The following is a 14,839-nucleotide window of genomic DNA, read 5'->3' on the forward strand; positions in this document are numbered from 1 at the left end:
TTGTGGCGCGTTCGGGGTTAGTTAAGGTGGCCCGTATTTTTCTTGCTAATCCTCTCGTAGGCGTAATACCCGGTCCCCCAACGGGAGACGGAGTTGTAACTGTTGTAAATGCGGGGCGACCAGTTTTACCCCCCGCGCTCCGCCGTACCCGCGACGCGCTAATGCCCCGTTAGCGCCGGGGGGGGCGCCCCACGAGGGGGGGGCGCCCCGCGCTCTAGTGGCCTCGTGAGATCCACTCCTGCAGGTGCGGGGCCTCGTCGGCGATGCTCGTCGGGTCGCCGTGGCCCGTACGGACGACCGTCTCCCCCGGCAGCGCCAGCAGGTGGTCGCGGATGGAGTCGATGATCACGCCGAAGTCGGAGTAGGACCGGCCCGTCGCGCCGGGACCGCCGTTGAACAGCGTGTCGCCGCTGAAGACCGTGGCCAGGTCGGGTGCGTACAGGCAGACGGCGCCCGGGGCGTGGCCCGGCGTGTGCAGCACGCGCAGGGTCGTGCCCCCCACGGTCAGCTCGTCCCCGTCCGCCAGCGCCCGGTCCGGCTCGCGGTCCGGATAGGTCATCCGCCACAGCACCGCGTCATCCGGATGCAGCAGTATCGGCGCGCCCGTACGGTCCGCCAGCTCCGCGGCCGCGTCGATGTGGTCGTCGTGCGCGTGGGTCGAGACGATCGCGGTCAGGCGGCGTTCGCCGACCGCCGCGGCGATCGCGTCCGCGTCATGGGCCGCGTCGATCACGAGGACCTCGTGCTCGTCGCCGACCAGCCAGACGTTGTTGTCCACGTCCCAGGTGCCGCCGTCGAGGCTGAACGTCCCCGACGTGACCAGGTGCTCGATCACAGGAGCACCACCGAGCGCAGCACCTCGCCGCGGTGCATCTTGGCGAAGGCCTCCTCGACGTCGTCCAGGCCGATCGTCTCCGTCACGAAACCGTCGAGGTCGAGCCGGCCCTGACGGTAGAGGTCCACGAGCATCGGGAAGTCGCGGGACGGCAGGCAGTCGCCGTACCAGGAGGACTTCAGCGAGCCGCCGCGCCCGAACACGTCGAGCAGCGGGAGTTCGATCTTCATGTCCGGAGTCGGCACGCCGACCAGCACGACCGTGCCGGCCAGGTCGCGGGCGTAGAAGGCCTGCTCGTAGGTCTCCGGCCGGCCGATCGCCTCGATCACGACGTCGGCGCCGTTGCCCCCGGTGAGCGCGCGCACGGCCTCGACCGGGTCGGTCTCCCGCGAGTTGACCACGTCGGTGGCGCCGAAGCCGCGCGCCCACTCCAGCTTCCGGTCGTCGACGTCGACCGCGATGATCTTCGCCGCGCCGGCCAGGGCCGCGCCCGCGATGGCCGCGTCACCCACGCCGCCGCAACCGATGACCGCGACCGAGTCGCCCCGCGTCACGGCGCCGGTGTTGATCGCGGCGCCGAGGCCGGCCATGATTCCGCAGCCGAGCAGCCCGGCCGCGGCCGGTGAGGCGGCGGGGTCGACCTTGGTGCACTGGCCCGCGTGCACGAGCGTCTTCTCCACGAACGCGCCGATGCCCAGCGCCGGGGACAGCTCGGTGCCGTCCTGCAGGGTCATCTTCTGGGTGGCGTTGTGCGTCTCGAAGCAGTACCAGGGGCGGCCGCGCAGACAGGCGCGGCACTCCCCGCAGACCGCGCGCCAGTTGAGGATGACGAAGTCCCCCGGCCCGACGTCGGTGACACCGACGCCGACCTCCTCCACGATGCCCGCGGCCTCGTGGCCGAGCAGGAAGGGGAAGTCGTCGTTGATACCGCCCTCGCGGTAGTGCAGGTCGGTGTGGCAGACCCCGCAGGACTGGATGTTGACCAGCGCCTCACCCGGGCCCGGGTCGGGGACCACGACCGTCTCGATGGAGACCTTCGCACCCCTGGACTTCGCCACGACCCCGCGTACCTCGTGCGGCATCCGATCACACACCCTTCATCGCGCTGCAAACGGCATACATGAACTATCACATCGTCCGCTGTCCCAAATGCCTGGTGGGCCGGATATACGCTCACGAAGAGCCGTTGTCACCTGGCTGGGGGTCCGCATGACGAGTCACCGCGCGTACGCGATCGACCCGGGCGCCCCGCTCCCGGGGCTCACCGGACTGCCCGGCGGCGCGGAGGCCGGCGAGCCGCGGTCGTACGCGCCGGCCGGTTTCGACACCGAGGACCTCACGCTCGCCGCACACGGGATCAGGCTGAACCACCGCGACGGCCACTGGCGGCTCACGCTCCTCTCCGGCGCGGAGGAGAGGCTCCCGGGCCCGGCGCGGACCGTCCCCGCGCGCTTCGTCGCCGCCCACGCCCGGGGCCGCCCGCTCGTCCCGGTCACCACACGGCGTACGGTCATCCCCCTGCTCGGCCCGGACGGAGAGACGCTCGGCGAGATCACCGACGACGCGGTACGCGCGAGCGGCGTGTGGCGGGAGATCACAGTCGTCTCGGGCTCGCCCGAGCTGCTGGAGGCCGTCGCGGAGCGGCTGCTCGCCGCCGGGGCGCGCCCGGCGCCGCAGACCCCGGAGTACCGCACGACCGGCGACGTCGTGACCTCCTACGTCGCCGAACAACGGGCGATCATCCTGGCCTACGACCCGAAGGTACGACTGGCGGTCCATGACTCGGTGCACAAGATGCGCGTCGCCGTACGGCGGACCCGCAGCATCCTCCGTACCGCCGCACGCCTCCTGGAGCCCGAGCCGGCCGGACGGCTGGAGGCCGAGCTGAAGTGGCTGGCCGGCGAGCTGGGCGAGGTACGCGACCTGGAGGTGCTGCGGGAGCGTTTCGCCGGGCGCCTCGCCGAGCTCGGCGAACCCGCACCGTCGTGGCTCGCGGGCCTGGGTGAGAAGGAGCGGCTGGCGTACGTCCGGCTGAACCACACGCTGCTCGGCGAGCGTTACTTCGCCCTGTTGGACGCCCTCGACGCGTTCGTGGCCGACCCGCCGTTCACCGGGCGCGCCTCGCGCCGGGCGCGGAAGGTGAACGCCCTGGTCGCCGGAGCGTGGCGGCGCGTCGCCCGCCGGCACGCCGAGCTGGAGCACGCCGAGGACCCCGACGAGGCACGGCACCGTACGCGCAAGGCCGCCAAGCGCGCCCGCTACACCGCCGAGGCGGCACGGCCGGTCCTCGGCGAACCCGCCCGGCGGCTGGCCGCCCAGGCGTCGCGGGTGCAGGAGACGCTCGGGGCGTACCAGGACAGTGTGATCGCCCGGGAACGCCTCGCCGAGCTGGACACGGGCGGGGAGGACGCCCGCACGATCGACGCCCTGATCGGCGTCGAGCGCGGCGCCGCCGCGCAGGCCCTGGCCGACGCCCGCGACGTCTGGGCCGAGGCCGAGGACATCGCGGCCCTAGAGATGGTGGCGCTCGGCCGAGACGAGTGATCCGCCGGCGGTGTGCAGCACCCAGAAGCCGCCCTTCGGCAGCTTGGCGTCCTCGGGCGGGGTCGCGCCGAGCGCCTCGCAGGCGCGGCCGATGACGTCCGGGACCAGCTCTCCGTGCGTGCAGACCAGCGTCGGGACGCCGTCGGCGAGGAGCTGGACGAACCGGCCGCCCGCCTCCTTCGAGGCCGACATCGAGGTGCCCATCGAGAACGCCCAGTCGGTCCGGACGTCGGCGCCCATCCTGGCCGCGTACGGCAGCACGGTCTCCAGGCAGCGCGCCGTGGCCGAGGTGAAGACGCGGGCGGCGCCGAACCCGGCCAGCGCCTCGGCCAGGTCCGTCGCCTCGGCGCGGCCGCGCGAGTCCAGGGGCCGCAGTAGGTCGTCGTCGGCCCACTCGTGCTTGTCGCCCGCCGAGGTGTGCCGCAGCACGATGTAGGGCGTGGTCCGGTTCGGGCCGGCGGCGAACTCCCGCAGCAGGTCGGCGTCGTGCTCGTAGCTCAGGCGCTCCTCCGCCTCGGGCAGCGGCAGCCAGTCGACCCGGTCGATCTCCTCGTTCGGCCGGAACTCGCCGTCGCCCCCGGTGGCGGCCCAGTAGTCGACGCGCTTGAGCCGGCGCTCCTTCTCATATTCTCGTGCCGGAAGCCGCCGGCCGAGGATCGGCCAGACGCCGCTCTCCTCCCAGACCTCCCGTACGGCCGCGCGCAACACGTGTTCCCCGGCCTTGGTCTTGCCCTTCGGGAACGACCAGTCGTCGTACTTGGGCCGGTGCACGAGCGCGACCTCGGGACCGTCCGCTCCGGGTCGCCAGAGGATCGCCCCGGCGGCCCGGATCGGGTCCGGGGGATCAGCCATCGACGGTCCTCCAGCGCCGGGTTCGCATCAGGTGGGTCTGGATGTGGACCGAGCCGCCGTGGCGGGTCCACAGGCCTTCGTCGTTCAGCAGCCAGCACTGGGTGTCCATGCCCATCGCCAGGTCGAAGCGGCCGAGCAGGTCCGCGCAGTGGCTCGCGTCCCGCACGCGGACCAGCGTCTCGACCCGGCGGTCGAGGTTGCGGTGCATGAGGTCGGCGCTGCCGATCCACACCTCCGGCTCGCCGCCGTTCTCGAACGCGTACACCCGCGAGTGCTCCAGGAATCGGCCGAGGATGCTGCGCACCTGGATCGTCTCCGACAGGCCGGGCACGCCGGGCCGCAGCGCGCAGATCCCGCGCACCCAGACGTCGACCGGCACGCCGGCCTGCGACGCCCGGTACAGCGCGTCGATGATCACTTCGTCCACGAGTGCGTTGCACTTGAACCGGATGTGGGCCGGCCGGCCCTCGCGCTGGTTCTCGGTCTCCCGCTCGATCCGGCTCACCAGGCCGCCGCGCAGGGAGTCCGGCGCGACGAGCAGCCGTTTGTACTCGGTGTCACGCGTGTAGCCGGTGAGGTGGTTGAACAGGTCCGTGACGTCCTCACCCACGTCGGGGTCGGCGGTCAGCAGGCCGTAGTCCTCATAGATCCGGGCGGTCTTGGGGTTGTAGTTGCCGGTGCCGATGTGGCAGTAGCGGCGCAGCGAGCCGTCGGACTCCTCGCGTACGACCAGGGCCAGCTTGCAGTGCGTCTTGAGGCCGACGAAGCCGTACACGACGTGGCAGCCGGCCTGCTCCAGCTTGCGCGCCCAGGTGATGTTGGCCCGCTCGTCGAACCGCGCCTTGATCTCCACGACCACGACGACCTGCTTGCCGGCCTCGGCGGCGTCGATGAGCGCGTCGATGATCGGCGAGTCGCCGCTCGTACGGTAGAGCGTCTGCTTGATCGCCAGCACCTGCGGGTCGTCGGCCGCGTCCTCGATCAGCCGCTCGACGCTCGTGGTGAAGGAGTCGTACGGGTGGTGCACGAGCACGTCGTGGTCGCGGAGGGTGGCGAAGATGTTCGTGTCGTGCGGCAGCGCCGCCTCCGACGGGACGAACGGCGGGTACTTCAGCTCGCTGCGGTCGAGGTCGGCGATGGCGAACAGGCCGCCGAGGTCGAGGGGGCCCGGCACCCGGTAGACGGCGTTCTCGCTGAGGCCGAGCTCGGTCGTCAGCAGGTCGAGCACTCCGGGCGAGATCGACTCCTCCACCTCGAGCCGGACGACGGGGCCGAACCTGCGGCGCAGGAGCTCGCGCTCCAGTGCCTGCAGGAGGTTCTCGGCGATGTCCTCATCGACCTCGAGGTCCTGGTTACGGGTGACCCGGAAGGCATGGTGCTCGATGATCTCGGTGCCGGTGAACAGCTGGGGGAGGTTCTCCGCGATGACGTCTTCCAGCGGGACGAACCGGGACGGCGACGCCTCCAGGAACCTCGGCAGCAGCGGCGGCACCTTGACCCGCGCGAACAGGGTCTCCTCGGTCTCGGGGTCGCGGACCAGCACCGCGAGGTTGAGCGAGAGCCCGGAGATGTACGGGAAGGGGTGCGCGGGGTCGACCACGAGCGGGGTGAGCACCGGGTAGATCCGCCGGCGGAACAGGCGGTTCAGCTCTTCCTTCTCGGTGTCGGCGAGCTCGTCCCAGCGGAGGATCTCCACGCCCTCCTTGGCCAGGGCGGGCAGAATGTCGTCGTGGAAGCACGCCGCGTGCTGGATCATCAGCTCGTGCGCGACCTCGGAGGTACGGGCGAGAACCTCGCGGGGCTGCTGGCCACTGGCGGTCTGGAGCGCGATCCCGGTGGCCATCCGGCGGGCCAGCCCGGCGACGCGCACCATGAAGAACTCATCGAGGTTGCTCGCGAAGATCGCGAGAAACCTGACACGTTCGAGGAGTGGAAGCTCGGGGTCCTTGGCCAGATCCAGCACACGCTCGTTGAACCTCAGCCAGCTCTCTTCCCGGTCGAGGAATCGGTCTTCCGGAAGCTCGCTTTCCATGTCGGCGAAATGTCCAGCTTCGACACTCATGAGGTATATGCTCCCCGGCTTGTATGAACTTGAAGCCAACGGGGCGTTATCTTCGTAAATTTCAGACGAGGCCCCCCGGCGGGTCAGGCGGGGATCGTGCGGCTCCTGGGGCCGGCGCGCAGGACCTGCGAAGGCAGCGTGTGGCCCACCATCCGCTCCGCCCGCGCGGCGACGTCGACCAACGCCTCCAGGTCGACGCCGGTGGCGACGCCCATGTCCTCCACCATGTGCACGAGTTCCTCCGACGCGATGTTGCCGGTCGCCCCCGGGGCGTACGGGCAGCCTCCGAGGCCGCCGACGCTGGCGTCGAAGTCGGCCACGCCCAGCTGGAGCGCGGCCAGCACGTTGGCCAGCCCGGTCCCCCGCGTGTTGTGGAAGTGCAGGTTGAGCGCGGTCTCCGGATTGGCCATCCGGAACTCTCCGACCAGCCGGGTCACCCGTGACGGCGTGGCCATCCCGGTCGTGTCGCCGAACGAGGCGCTGTCGGCCCCGTCGCGTACCGCCCGCGTGGCCACCCCGACGACCCTCTCAACCGGCACGTCACCCTCGTACGGGCAGCCCCACGCGGTCGAGACGATCACCTGGAGGGTCGCACCCCGGTCGTGGGCGATCCCGATGATCTTGGAGATGTCGTCGAGCGACTCGTCGGTGGACCGGTTGAGGTTCTTGCGGTTGTGGGTGTCGGAGGCGGAGACCACGACCTCCAGCTCCTTGAAGCCCGCCTCCAGGGCCCGCTCGGCCCCTTTGAGGTTGGGCACGAGCGCGGAGTAGCGCACGTCGCCGACCTGGCTGACCTTGCTCCAGACCTCGGCGGCGTCGGCCATCTGCGGAATCGCCTTCGGATGCACGAACGAGACGGCCTCGATCCGGCCGACACCGGTGTGCGAGAGGGCGTCGATCAGTTCGACCTTCGCCTCGGTCGGCACGGGGTCCTCGTTCTGCAGACCGTCACGTGGTCCTACCTCACGCAGAGAGATGCGCTCGGGCAGATCACTCATGTCCACCTCCTGCCGACAAATCTAACCCGCGCCGACGGGAAACGCGCCCGCGGATCAGCCGCCCAGAGCGGCCCGCAGCCGGACGATGTCCTCGGCGTCCTTCGCCCGGCGCGGGGCCCCGGGAACCCAGACCGGCATCATCTCCTTGATCTCGATCTGCGCCCTGGGGTTGATGATCGGGCACCGCAGCCCGCCGATACACCCGAGCCGGCCGTCCAGCATGTCCTCGGGCCAGGGCGACCCCGCCCAGGGGCCGCCGCCCACCACGACGTGGCCCGCCTCGTCCCGGCGGAGGAGGTTGAAGCTCAGGTCCTCTCCGTCCTTGAGCAGGTCGAGCTGCTGGTCCGCCGGCAGGCCGGTGGCCCGCTGGAAGCCGCGCCGCCCCAGCTCGTCGCCGAGGACCCCGGCATCGCCGGTCCAGGCGAACCAGTCGATGTCCCGGTGGTCCCGGGTGACCTCGCCCCGGAAGAAGTCCATGGCCCAGCCGCCCCTCAGCCACACCTCGACGCCGAGTTCCGTCGTGGCGGTCACGGTCTCGGTGATCAGCCGTAGCTACCGGGCCGCGCGGGCCTCATCCACGGCCCGTCGCCTGGCGACGGAGGACGTACGGCTGGATGAGGCCGAGGCCGTGGGCTCGGCGGCGGTTGATGCGGGTGAGGGTGTAGGCCTCGTCGTCGCGGAGTTCCGCCGCCAGGCCCGCGTCGACCAGGGCGCTGCCCGGCCTGGCCATCGTCGTCAGGCGGCTCGCCAGGTTGACCGTCGTGCCGAACACGTCGCCTCTCAGCGGTAGCACCGGGCCGTACGCCATGCCCACGCGTACGTCCGGGATGCCCGCGTGGTCGCGGACCGCCTCGGCGATCGACAGGCCGATCTCGGCGCCGGTGCGTGCGGTCTCCGCGCTGAACAACACCTCGTCGCCGAGGGTCTTCACCAGCCGGCCGCCGTGCTCGGCGACCACGTCCGACGCGGTCTCCTCGAAGCGTTCCACCAGCCGCCCCAGCCGGCGTTCGTCCAGGTCGCGGCTCGTACGGGTGAAGGCCACCAGGTCGGCGAAGCCGATGGCGGCCCGGGTCGTGGGGTCGTCGAGGTCCTGCGTGGTGAGCAGGCGGGTGCCCGCGGCGGCGAGCTGGCGCCGCCAGGCGTGCACGATGAGGGGTTCCAGCTCGGCGATGTGGAACTCGGCGTTCGCCATGATGAGCCCCAGCGCCTCGGGGTCCGGGGGTTCCAGCGGGTCGGTGAACGCCTCGACGAGGATGTCGACCTGCCACTTGGCGAGCCGCGCCATGGTCTGGCCCACGGCGCGGACCATCCGGAGCACGATCTCCTCATCGATAACCCCGCCGGCCCGTTCGGCGACCTTGGCGAGCGCGGCCACGTCGCCCTCGGTGAAGGCGGTCATCTCGTCCGGCACGTGCGGAAAGCCGAGGGCGCGCCACAGCCGCCGGGCGAACTCCTCCGAGACCCCGGCGGCCTCGATCGCGTCCGCGCTCGTGTACCGCAGCTCGCCGCCGAGCAGGAGTTCCTCGAGCCGCCGGGGGTCAGGCGCGTCGGTCATGGACCGTCAGGGGCGGATGCCGTCGCCGTCCGTCAGCTCCTCGACGAGGCGGTAGAGCTGGTTCTGGGCGTACTCCACGCGGGGGATCTTCTTGAGCACGAGCTGGCCCTGCTCGCCGCCGGACTCGACCATGAGCGTGCCGGTGCCCAGCATCCGCTCGATCAGGCTGTGCTTGAACGACACGTCGTTCACGCGGGTCAGCGGGATGTCGCGGCCGGAGCGGGACAGGATGCCGTCCCGCATCACGAACCGGCGGTTCGTCAGCGTGTACGTCGTCGTGACCCAGCGCAGGAATGGCAGGAAACCGACGATGATGATGGCTACGACGCCGACGGCACCGACGATGAGCCGGATCAGCGTCTGAGAGTCGCCGTCCGGAATGAAGAAAATGATCACACCGGCGACAACGACCGCGACAATCGCCCAGAAAAAGGTGGCGACAAGCGTTGACCAGTGGGGGTGAAACTCGAGGACGATCTTCTCGTCATCGGTCAACGAGCTCTTCGGAAGACCCATGGCGGATATCTTGACAGAAAACAACCCCATGAGCCGATCAATGTGATCATCACGTGACCACGCGTATGACGATGAAGGTCAGCGCGATCAGCCACACTCCTCCGCCGCCGAAAGCGCCCGCCACGGCGGTGTCCACCGCGTACTCCTGCTCCTCGTGCGACGTGCGGTACCTGATCCACCCGTTCGCCGCGAGATAGCCCAGGTAGGGGGCCAGCAACGCCGGCAGGCCGACCGCGAGGAGACGGGCCCGGCCCAGGTGGTGCAGGGCGATGGTCAGCTCCAGCCCGACCAGCGTGACCGCCATCGCGGCGGTGAACCCCAGCACGGCCATCCGGGCGTAGCGTCCCGCCAGCGGATGGTCGACCGGCTCGCGTACGCGCTGGTGCGCGTCGTCCAGCAGCTCTTCGGCGTCCGGCCCGCGCGCGACGCGGTCGGCGGGCTCGGGTAGCGGCCCGGCCGCGTGGGGGCCGAACCTCGTGGTCAGCTCCCGCCAGATGCCGGCGGCCCGCTGCTCCAGCCCGTCGAGATGCGCCCACTCCGCCTCCACCGAGGCGTACGTCGCGGTCCGCTGCTCCTCGGCCTGCGCCAGCCGGCGGGCGGCGTCGTCGGCGGCGTGCAGCAGGCGCCCCGCCTCGGCCGCCAGCTCCTTGTACTTCACCCGCGCCGTCTGCGGATCCATCACATGCCTTCCGGCGTGCTGCTCGTGGTGTCGCTCAGGACCTTGAACGGGATGATCGGCTGCGGGGTGTTCCCGGCGCGCTGGTCGTAGAAGAGGGCGCGGCGGCGGCGCGGGCTCCAGTGCTGGAGCTGCCCGCCCGGCAGTGAGGTCAGCTCGCTGTCGCGTACGTCCAGGGCGACCCACGCGTCGATCGTGCGCACCGGGCCGGTGCGCTCCACGACGTCGGCCCGCAGCCGGTCGACCGTGCGCCACCAGCCAAGGACGTGCATCTGGCCGTCGGGGCCGTGCTCGGCCAGCCGCCGTACGGCCGTCCGCAGCGGCGCCGAGCGGGCGGTGGCCGCGTCGACGGCGAACAGCGCCAGGTAGACCGGGACCTGCCGGTCGCCGGGCTCGGGGAGCTCGGCGGCCAGGTCGACCCGGTGGCCCTCGTCGGCGAGCCAGCGCGCCAGCCGGGCCACCTGGGGGTTCGGCTCGCCCTCGAAGAGGACGAACTCCGCCGACCCGGGCGCGTGCCCGCGGGCGAGCGACATCACGGCCGAGGACAGCACGTCGTACGCCTCGTCGGCGCGGGTGCCGATCACCGCGAGGTTGCGGCCGGGGTTGCGGTCGAAGCGTACGGTCGCGGCGCTGCCGGCCAGGTCGATCAGCTGTCCCACGATGCCCTCGCCCGGCGGCGGGGAAGGCACGCTCGTCAGCTCGGGCACGTGCGCGCCGTCGAAGATCTGCGGCGGCGCGAGGTGTTCGGGGCGGCGCTGCCACAGCTCACGCTGCAGCACGTCGAAGGTGCCCGCGGCGCCGGCGTCCGGCAGCCGGGCGACGCGGTTGGCCTGCCGCGCGCCGGACTCGGAGTTCACGACGGCGCAGAAGCGCGCGACCTGCTGGGCGGCCGGATTGTCGTCGGCCAGGATGCGCCGCGCCTTCGGCAGCGCGACCCGCAGCGTGAACTGGTCGAGGATCGCGCCGCGTCCCCAGAGCGCCTGGACGCCGCCGACGTTCTGGCTGGCGAGGACGAGGTGGATGCCCTGGGACCGGCCGCGGCGCGCGAGGTCGTTCAGAAGGTAGAGCGACTCGTCGGTGATGCGGTCCTGCTGCTGGATCAGCACCTGGAACTCGTCGATCACCGCCACGATGCGCGGCCAGTGCCCGTCGGGGTCGACGGCCCGCAGCTCCTCCAGCTTGGTGACCTCGTGCTCGCGCGCCGCCGCGCCCCGCCGCTCCAGCTCGCGGCCGAGGAAGCGCAGCAGCGCCAGGCCGAACTCGCGATCGTTGTTGATGTTGACGCCGATGAGCCGGGCGTGCGGCAGCCACGTCTTGTCCGTACGGCCGCTGGCGAGCCGGGCGAACGACACGCCCTCCTTGAAGTCGAGGAGGTAGAACTCCAGCTCGCTGGGGCTGTAGCGGGCCGAGAGCGAGCCGATCAGGGCGTACAGGAAGTTGGTCTTGCCCGAGCCCGGCGGCCCGCCGACCAGCGCGTGCACCGGGTCGTCGCCGAGCAGGACCTCCACGGGCTCGTACCGGTCGACGTCCTCGCCGATCGGCGCGCGGACCCCGGGCGCGGACGTCTCGCCCCAGAATCGGTGCGGGACGAGCTCGGCGAAGCGCGGCGGGTCGCGTTCGATGCCGACCCAGCGCGCGGCGCGCTCGCACACGTCGCGGACGAGGTTCGCGGGCGGCGGCTCGACGGTGACCCGCAGCTCGCCGGTCATCGAGGTGCGGACGGTGCCGTCCTCGCCGATCTCGACGGTCTCGATGCCGGGGGCGTCCGCGAGCGGGGCGTCGCGGCAGATCACGTGGATGCCGCAGGCCGCGCCCGCGTGCATCACGCTCTCCAGGTGGGCGACCTCGTCGTCGCGGAAGCCGCGTACGGGGCTCTGCACGATGACGACCTGCCAGGGCTCGGGCCGCCGTCCCGTGGAGGCGGCCAGCGCCGCGATCGAGGAGTGGCCGCCGCCCAGGACGTCGCGCTGGATGCGCCGGATGTCGCGGTCGAGCGAGCCCAGGAGGTCTTTCAGCTCCTCGACGCCGTAGACCGTGAGCAGGCCGGGCCGGGACAACGCGTGGAAGCCGCCGAGACCGGCGCCCAGCCGGCGCGGGTCGTACAGGCTGATGCGGACCGAGCCCGGCCGCGCCGTCGCGACGATGCGGACGAGCAGGGAGTCGACGACCGCGTCGGCGGTCGCCATGTCCTTGCCGATGACGCGCAGGTGGCCGGCGTCGAGCAGCGGCACCAGCGCCGGGACGCCGCCCTCGACCGACCCGACGCGGTAGAGCGAGGGCTCGTCGTCGCTCGGCTCGGGCTCGACCACCCAGTCGTCCCAGGGCGTGGACGCGACGCCGGGCGCGGCCTCGGCGGCGTGCCGCCGCCAGTGTTCGAGGACGAGTTCCGGACCGCTCGTCGCGGCGGCCTCCTCACGTGCCCGCTCGACGGCCGCCTCGGCTTCGGCGATCGTTTCGTCCAGATCACTCCTGCGCGCGCGAATGGTCGCGCGCGCCTGCCGGACGTCCTTCTGCACAGCGGCGAGGAGATCGCCGGGCTTCAAGGTCATTTATGGGTTCCTGGGGCATTCACACAGACAGGGTGGGGCCGGTCCTCAGTGATGGATCTAAAGCCCTTCGGAGTATTTGTTCGCCTCTTCGATCGCGGCGCCGATCTGGGCCTGGCATTCGGCGATGCTCTCCACCGCCTCCCCCATGGCTCCCAGGGAACCCCCGAGTGCCTCGTGGTCGCTGCCCTGGGCGACCGCCACCAGAAACTGCAGCGCCGCCTCCGCGCGTTCGCCGGCCTGGACGAGCATTTGAACGGCCTGCTCGGCCTCTTCGCCGGCCTGGGCGATCGCGCCCTTGAGCTCTGCAACACTGGCCATGCAAACGACCTCCGGGGGGACGGACTACTTTGATTAAACCGGCGCGCTGCGGGCCGGTCCAGTTGACGTCAACTACCGGACATGTACGACATCTCCGGCACTGAGAAGATGGTCGCCGTCCGCGGCTCTGACCACGAGACGCCCGGCCTCCTCGACGTCGACCGCCGTCCCGGTGAGCACTTCGTCACCGGGCAGTTCGACCCGTACCTGCCTGCCGAGAGTGGCGCACAGCTCGCGGTACGCCGCACGCAGCGACGCCCGGTCGGCCCTGAACTCCTCGTGCCGGGCGGCGAGCTCGCGCAGGATCGCGCGGAGCAGCGGGTCGCGGTCGGTCGGCGAGCCCTCGATGGCGAGTGAGGTCGCGGTGGGCACCGGCAGCTCGTCCGGGCGGAGGCTGACGTTGAGCCCGATGCCGAGGACGACCCCGGCCTCGGCCCGCTGGGCGAGGATGCCGACCAGCTTGCGCTCGCCGATCAGCACGTCGTTCGGCCACTTGAGGCTGGCGTCGGCCATCCGGCCGCGTTCGACGCCCTCGACCTCGGCGAAGCCCCGGAGCGCCGAGGCCACCGCGACCCCGGCGACGAGAGGCAGCCAGCCGAGCCGGGTGGCGGAGTCCTCCTGCGGGAGCAGCACGGAGAAGAACAGTCCCGAGCGCGGCGGCGCCGTCCAGGTGCGGCCCAGCCGGCCGCGTCCGGAGGTCTGCGCCTCGGCCACGAGGACCAGGCCCGGCTCCACGCCGGTACGGGCGAGCTCGGCCAGGTCGGTGTTGGTCGAGCCGGTCTCCTCCACGACACGGATCTCCCGCCACAGCCCGCCGGGCCGTACGAGCGCGCGGTTCAACGCACGCGCGTTCAGCGGCGGTCTGTCGAGATCGGAGAACGGAGAACGGCTCACTCGATCAGCCTAGAGCGTCTCAGCGCTGGGGCTTTCCCGAGACGCCGACGCCGAACTCGAACTCGCGGTAGACGCGGGCCCAGAAGCCCTCGCGCAGCCAGTCGCGGGCCTCCTTGTAGGGGCGCAGCGAGTGGCCGAGCTCCTTCTCCCCCTCGATCAACAGCTCCTTGTCGATCACCGTGGGCAGGATCGGGCCGGGCAGCAGGTCGCGGATGTTGTCACGGCCGCGCGTGAGGATCCACTTGTGCGCGACGTGCTCGCCGATCTCCTCCATGTGCGGCCGGGACGGGCCGAGCTTGGCGACCGAGCCGACCTGCGGCGTCTGCGGGCGGATCGCGGCCGGCGTGGGCACCGGCTTGGGCGGCCGGGCGCCGAAGACCGCGGTGGGCGAGGGGATCGGCTGGACGGTCCGCGGCTCCTCGGTGTCCTCGCGGGAGGTGTCGAGCCCGAAGTAGGGCTTGACGAACTCCGCGTGCACGATGTCGACGGTGTCGGACTCCCAGATCAGGCGCTCGGCCTGGTTGGTGCCGTACGGGGGCTCGACGCCCCACAGATGGATCCGTACGCCGTAGGTCTGCGCCGCCTCCACGGCGGGGACCATGTCCTCGTCGCCCGCGATGAGGATCGCGTCGGTGACCGCGCCGTGCCGGGCCAGCGTCTCCAGGTCCTCGCGGATCTGGGCGTCGACGCCCTTCTGCTGGTTGTGCTTGTTGAGGTTGCCGAGACGCAGCTTGACCCGCGGTAGCGGAGCGACGACGCGCTGGTCGATCGTCGGCACACGGTCGCGCGCGGCGTCGAACCAGTAGATGCGCAGCAGCTCACCCCGCATGCACGTGGCCGCACGGTCCTCCAGCGCCTTGATCAGCCCTTCGGCGTCCACCCGGTAGGAACGCCGGGAGGAGATGCCGAACAGCAGATCACCCGCCGCGGCGTAGAGGTATCCCACATCGACGAGGATGGCGAAACGCGGAAGCGGTGAGAGGTGGGAGGCTGGCTCGCGAACAGTCATCACCTCTGACTTTAGGTTAAACACAGCTCGC

Annotated in this window: 14 protein-coding genes; 1 reads left to right on the forward strand and 13 read right to left on the reverse strand. The window is 71.4% G+C overall.

Annotated features, from left to right (window positions below):
- Positions 1 to 214: 214 nt before the first annotated feature.
- Both QWU11_RS31000 and QWU11_RS31005 read right to left on the reverse strand, forming a co-directional pair.
- On the reverse strand, positions 215 to 832 hold the full coding sequence (locus QWU11_RS31000; protein ID WP_290118190.1) for an MBL fold metallo-hydrolase: 618 nt from the start codon (positions 830 to 832) through the stop codon (positions 215 to 217).
- Entirely contained in the window at positions 832 to 1,917 is a 1,086-nt protein-coding gene (locus QWU11_RS31005; protein ID WP_290118010.1) for an S-(hydroxymethyl)mycothiol dehydrogenase, read from the reverse strand. The genes QWU11_RS31000 and QWU11_RS31005 overlap by 1 nt, the downstream gene beginning before the upstream one ends.
- 127 nt (positions 1,918 to 2,044) lie before the next feature.
- On the opposite strand from QWU11_RS31005, the gene QWU11_RS31010 reads away from it, so the two are divergent.
- On the forward strand, positions 2,045 to 3,379 hold the full coding sequence (locus tag QWU11_RS31010) for a CHAD domain-containing protein (RefSeq protein WP_290118011.1): 1,335 nt from the start codon (positions 2,045 to 2,047) through the stop codon (positions 3,377 to 3,379).
- Here the strand turns inward: QWU11_RS31010 and QWU11_RS31015 are convergent.
- The 11 genes from QWU11_RS31015 to QWU11_RS31065 all read right to left on the reverse strand — a co-directional run bounded on the left by QWU11_RS31015 (position 3,347) and on the right by QWU11_RS31065 (position 14,808).
- A complete protein-coding gene (locus QWU11_RS31015; RefSeq protein WP_290118012.1) occupies positions 3,347 to 4,231 on the reverse strand; it encodes an NUDIX domain-containing protein in 885 nt (294 codons plus the stop codon). The genes QWU11_RS31010 and QWU11_RS31015 overlap by 33 nt on opposite strands.
- Positions 4,224 to 6,293: an RNA degradosome polyphosphate kinase gene (locus tag QWU11_RS31020; RefSeq protein WP_290118013.1), complete on the reverse strand. Its 2,070-nt coding sequence runs from the start codon at positions 6,291 to 6,293 to the stop codon at positions 4,224 to 4,226. Before QWU11_RS31020 ends, QWU11_RS31015 begins: the two co-directional genes overlap by 8 nt.
- 83 nt (positions 6,294 to 6,376) lie before the next feature.
- Positions 6,377 to 7,291, reverse strand: a complete 915-nt coding sequence (locus QWU11_RS31025) for a hydroxymethylglutaryl-CoA lyase (protein ID WP_290118014.1) — start codon at positions 7,289 to 7,291, stop codon at positions 6,377 to 6,379.
- A 54-nt stretch (positions 7,292 to 7,345) separates the two neighbouring features.
- The gene (locus QWU11_RS31030; protein WP_354670920.1) at positions 7,346 to 7,837 is read right to left on the reverse strand and encodes a hypothetical protein; all 492 of its coding nucleotides are present in this window, start codon (positions 7,835 to 7,837) and stop codon (positions 7,346 to 7,348) included.
- A 25-nt stretch (positions 7,838 to 7,862) separates the two neighbouring features.
- The gene (locus QWU11_RS31035; protein WP_290118015.1) at positions 7,863 to 8,846 is read right to left on the reverse strand and encodes an adenylate/guanylate cyclase domain-containing protein; all 984 of its coding nucleotides are present in this window, start codon (positions 8,844 to 8,846) and stop codon (positions 7,863 to 7,865) included.
- 6 nt (positions 8,847 to 8,852) lie between these two features.
- A complete protein-coding gene (locus QWU11_RS31040; protein WP_290118016.1) occupies positions 8,853 to 9,242 on the reverse strand; it encodes a PH domain-containing protein in 390 nt (129 codons plus the stop codon).
- Positions 9,243 to 9,411: 169 nt separating this feature from the next.
- Entirely contained in the window at positions 9,412 to 10,041 is a 630-nt protein-coding gene (locus tag QWU11_RS31045) for a hypothetical protein (RefSeq protein WP_290118017.1), read from the reverse strand.
- Complete coding sequence (locus QWU11_RS31050) at positions 10,041 to 12,587, reverse strand: FtsK/SpoIIIE domain-containing protein (RefSeq protein WP_290118018.1); 2,547 nt, start codon at positions 12,585 to 12,587, stop codon at positions 10,041 to 10,043. The genes QWU11_RS31045 and QWU11_RS31050 overlap by 1 nt, the downstream gene beginning before the upstream one ends.
- 57 nt (positions 12,588 to 12,644) lie before the next feature.
- Positions 12,645 to 12,905: a hypothetical protein gene (locus tag QWU11_RS31055; protein WP_290118019.1), complete on the reverse strand. Its 261-nt coding sequence runs from the start codon at positions 12,903 to 12,905 to the stop codon at positions 12,645 to 12,647.
- Between the two features lie 72 nt (positions 12,906 to 12,977).
- The gene (locus QWU11_RS31060; protein WP_290118020.1) at positions 12,978 to 13,799 is read right to left on the reverse strand and encodes a biotin--[acetyl-CoA-carboxylase] ligase; all 822 of its coding nucleotides are present in this window, start codon (positions 13,797 to 13,799) and stop codon (positions 12,978 to 12,980) included.
- Positions 13,800 to 13,818: 19 nt separating this feature from the next.
- Positions 13,819 to 14,808 (reverse strand): NYN domain-containing protein, encoded by a 990-nt coding sequence (locus tag QWU11_RS31065; RefSeq protein ID WP_290118021.1) that lies wholly within the window; start codon positions 14,806 to 14,808, stop codon positions 13,819 to 13,821.
- Positions 14,809 to 14,839: the final 31 nt, after the last annotated feature.

The sequence above is a fragment of the Actinomadura sp. DC4 genome (genome assembly GCF_030406325.1).
Lineage (GTDB): Bacteria > Actinomycetota > Actinomycetes > Streptosporangiales > Streptosporangiaceae > Actinoallomurus.

What these genes read in the sequence shown, in the direction of transcription:
- QWU11_RS31005 (WP_290118010.1), bottom strand. Translation starts at nt 1,917, where the DNA reads ATGCCGCACGAGGTACGCGGGGTCGTGGCGAAGTCCAGGGGTGCGAAG.
- QWU11_RS31010 (WP_290118011.1), top strand. Translation starts at nt 2,045, where the DNA reads ATGACGAGTCACCGCGCGTACGCGATCGACCCGGGCGCCCCGCTCCCG.
- QWU11_RS31015 (WP_290118012.1), bottom strand. Translation starts at nt 4,231, where the DNA reads ATGGCTGATCCCCCGGACCCGATCCGGGCCGCCGGGGCGATCCTCTGG.
- QWU11_RS31020 (WP_290118013.1), bottom strand. Translation starts at nt 6,293, where the DNA reads ATGAGTGTCGAAGCTGGACATTTCGCCGACATGGAAAGCGAGCTTCCG.
- QWU11_RS31025 (WP_290118014.1), bottom strand. Translation starts at nt 7,291, where the DNA reads ATGAGTGATCTGCCCGAGCGCATCTCTCTGCGTGAGGTAGGACCACGT.
- QWU11_RS31035 (WP_290118015.1), bottom strand. Translation starts at nt 8,846, where the DNA reads ATGACCGACGCGCCTGACCCCCGGCGGCTCGAGGAACTCCTGCTCGGC.
- QWU11_RS31045 (WP_290118017.1), bottom strand. Translation starts at nt 10,041, where the DNA reads ATGGATCCGCAGACGGCGCGGGTGAAGTACAAGGAGCTGGCGGCCGAG.
- QWU11_RS31050 (WP_290118018.1), bottom strand. Translation starts at nt 12,587, where the DNA reads ATGACCTTGAAGCCCGGCGATCTCCTCGCCGCTGTGCAGAAGGACGTC.
- QWU11_RS31055 (WP_290118019.1), bottom strand. Translation starts at nt 12,905, where the DNA reads ATGGCCAGTGTTGCAGAGCTCAAGGGCGCGATCGCCCAGGCCGGCGAA.
- QWU11_RS31065 (WP_290118021.1), bottom strand. Translation starts at nt 14,808, where the DNA reads ATGACTGTTCGCGAGCCAGCCTCCCACCTCTCACCGCTTCCGCGTTTC.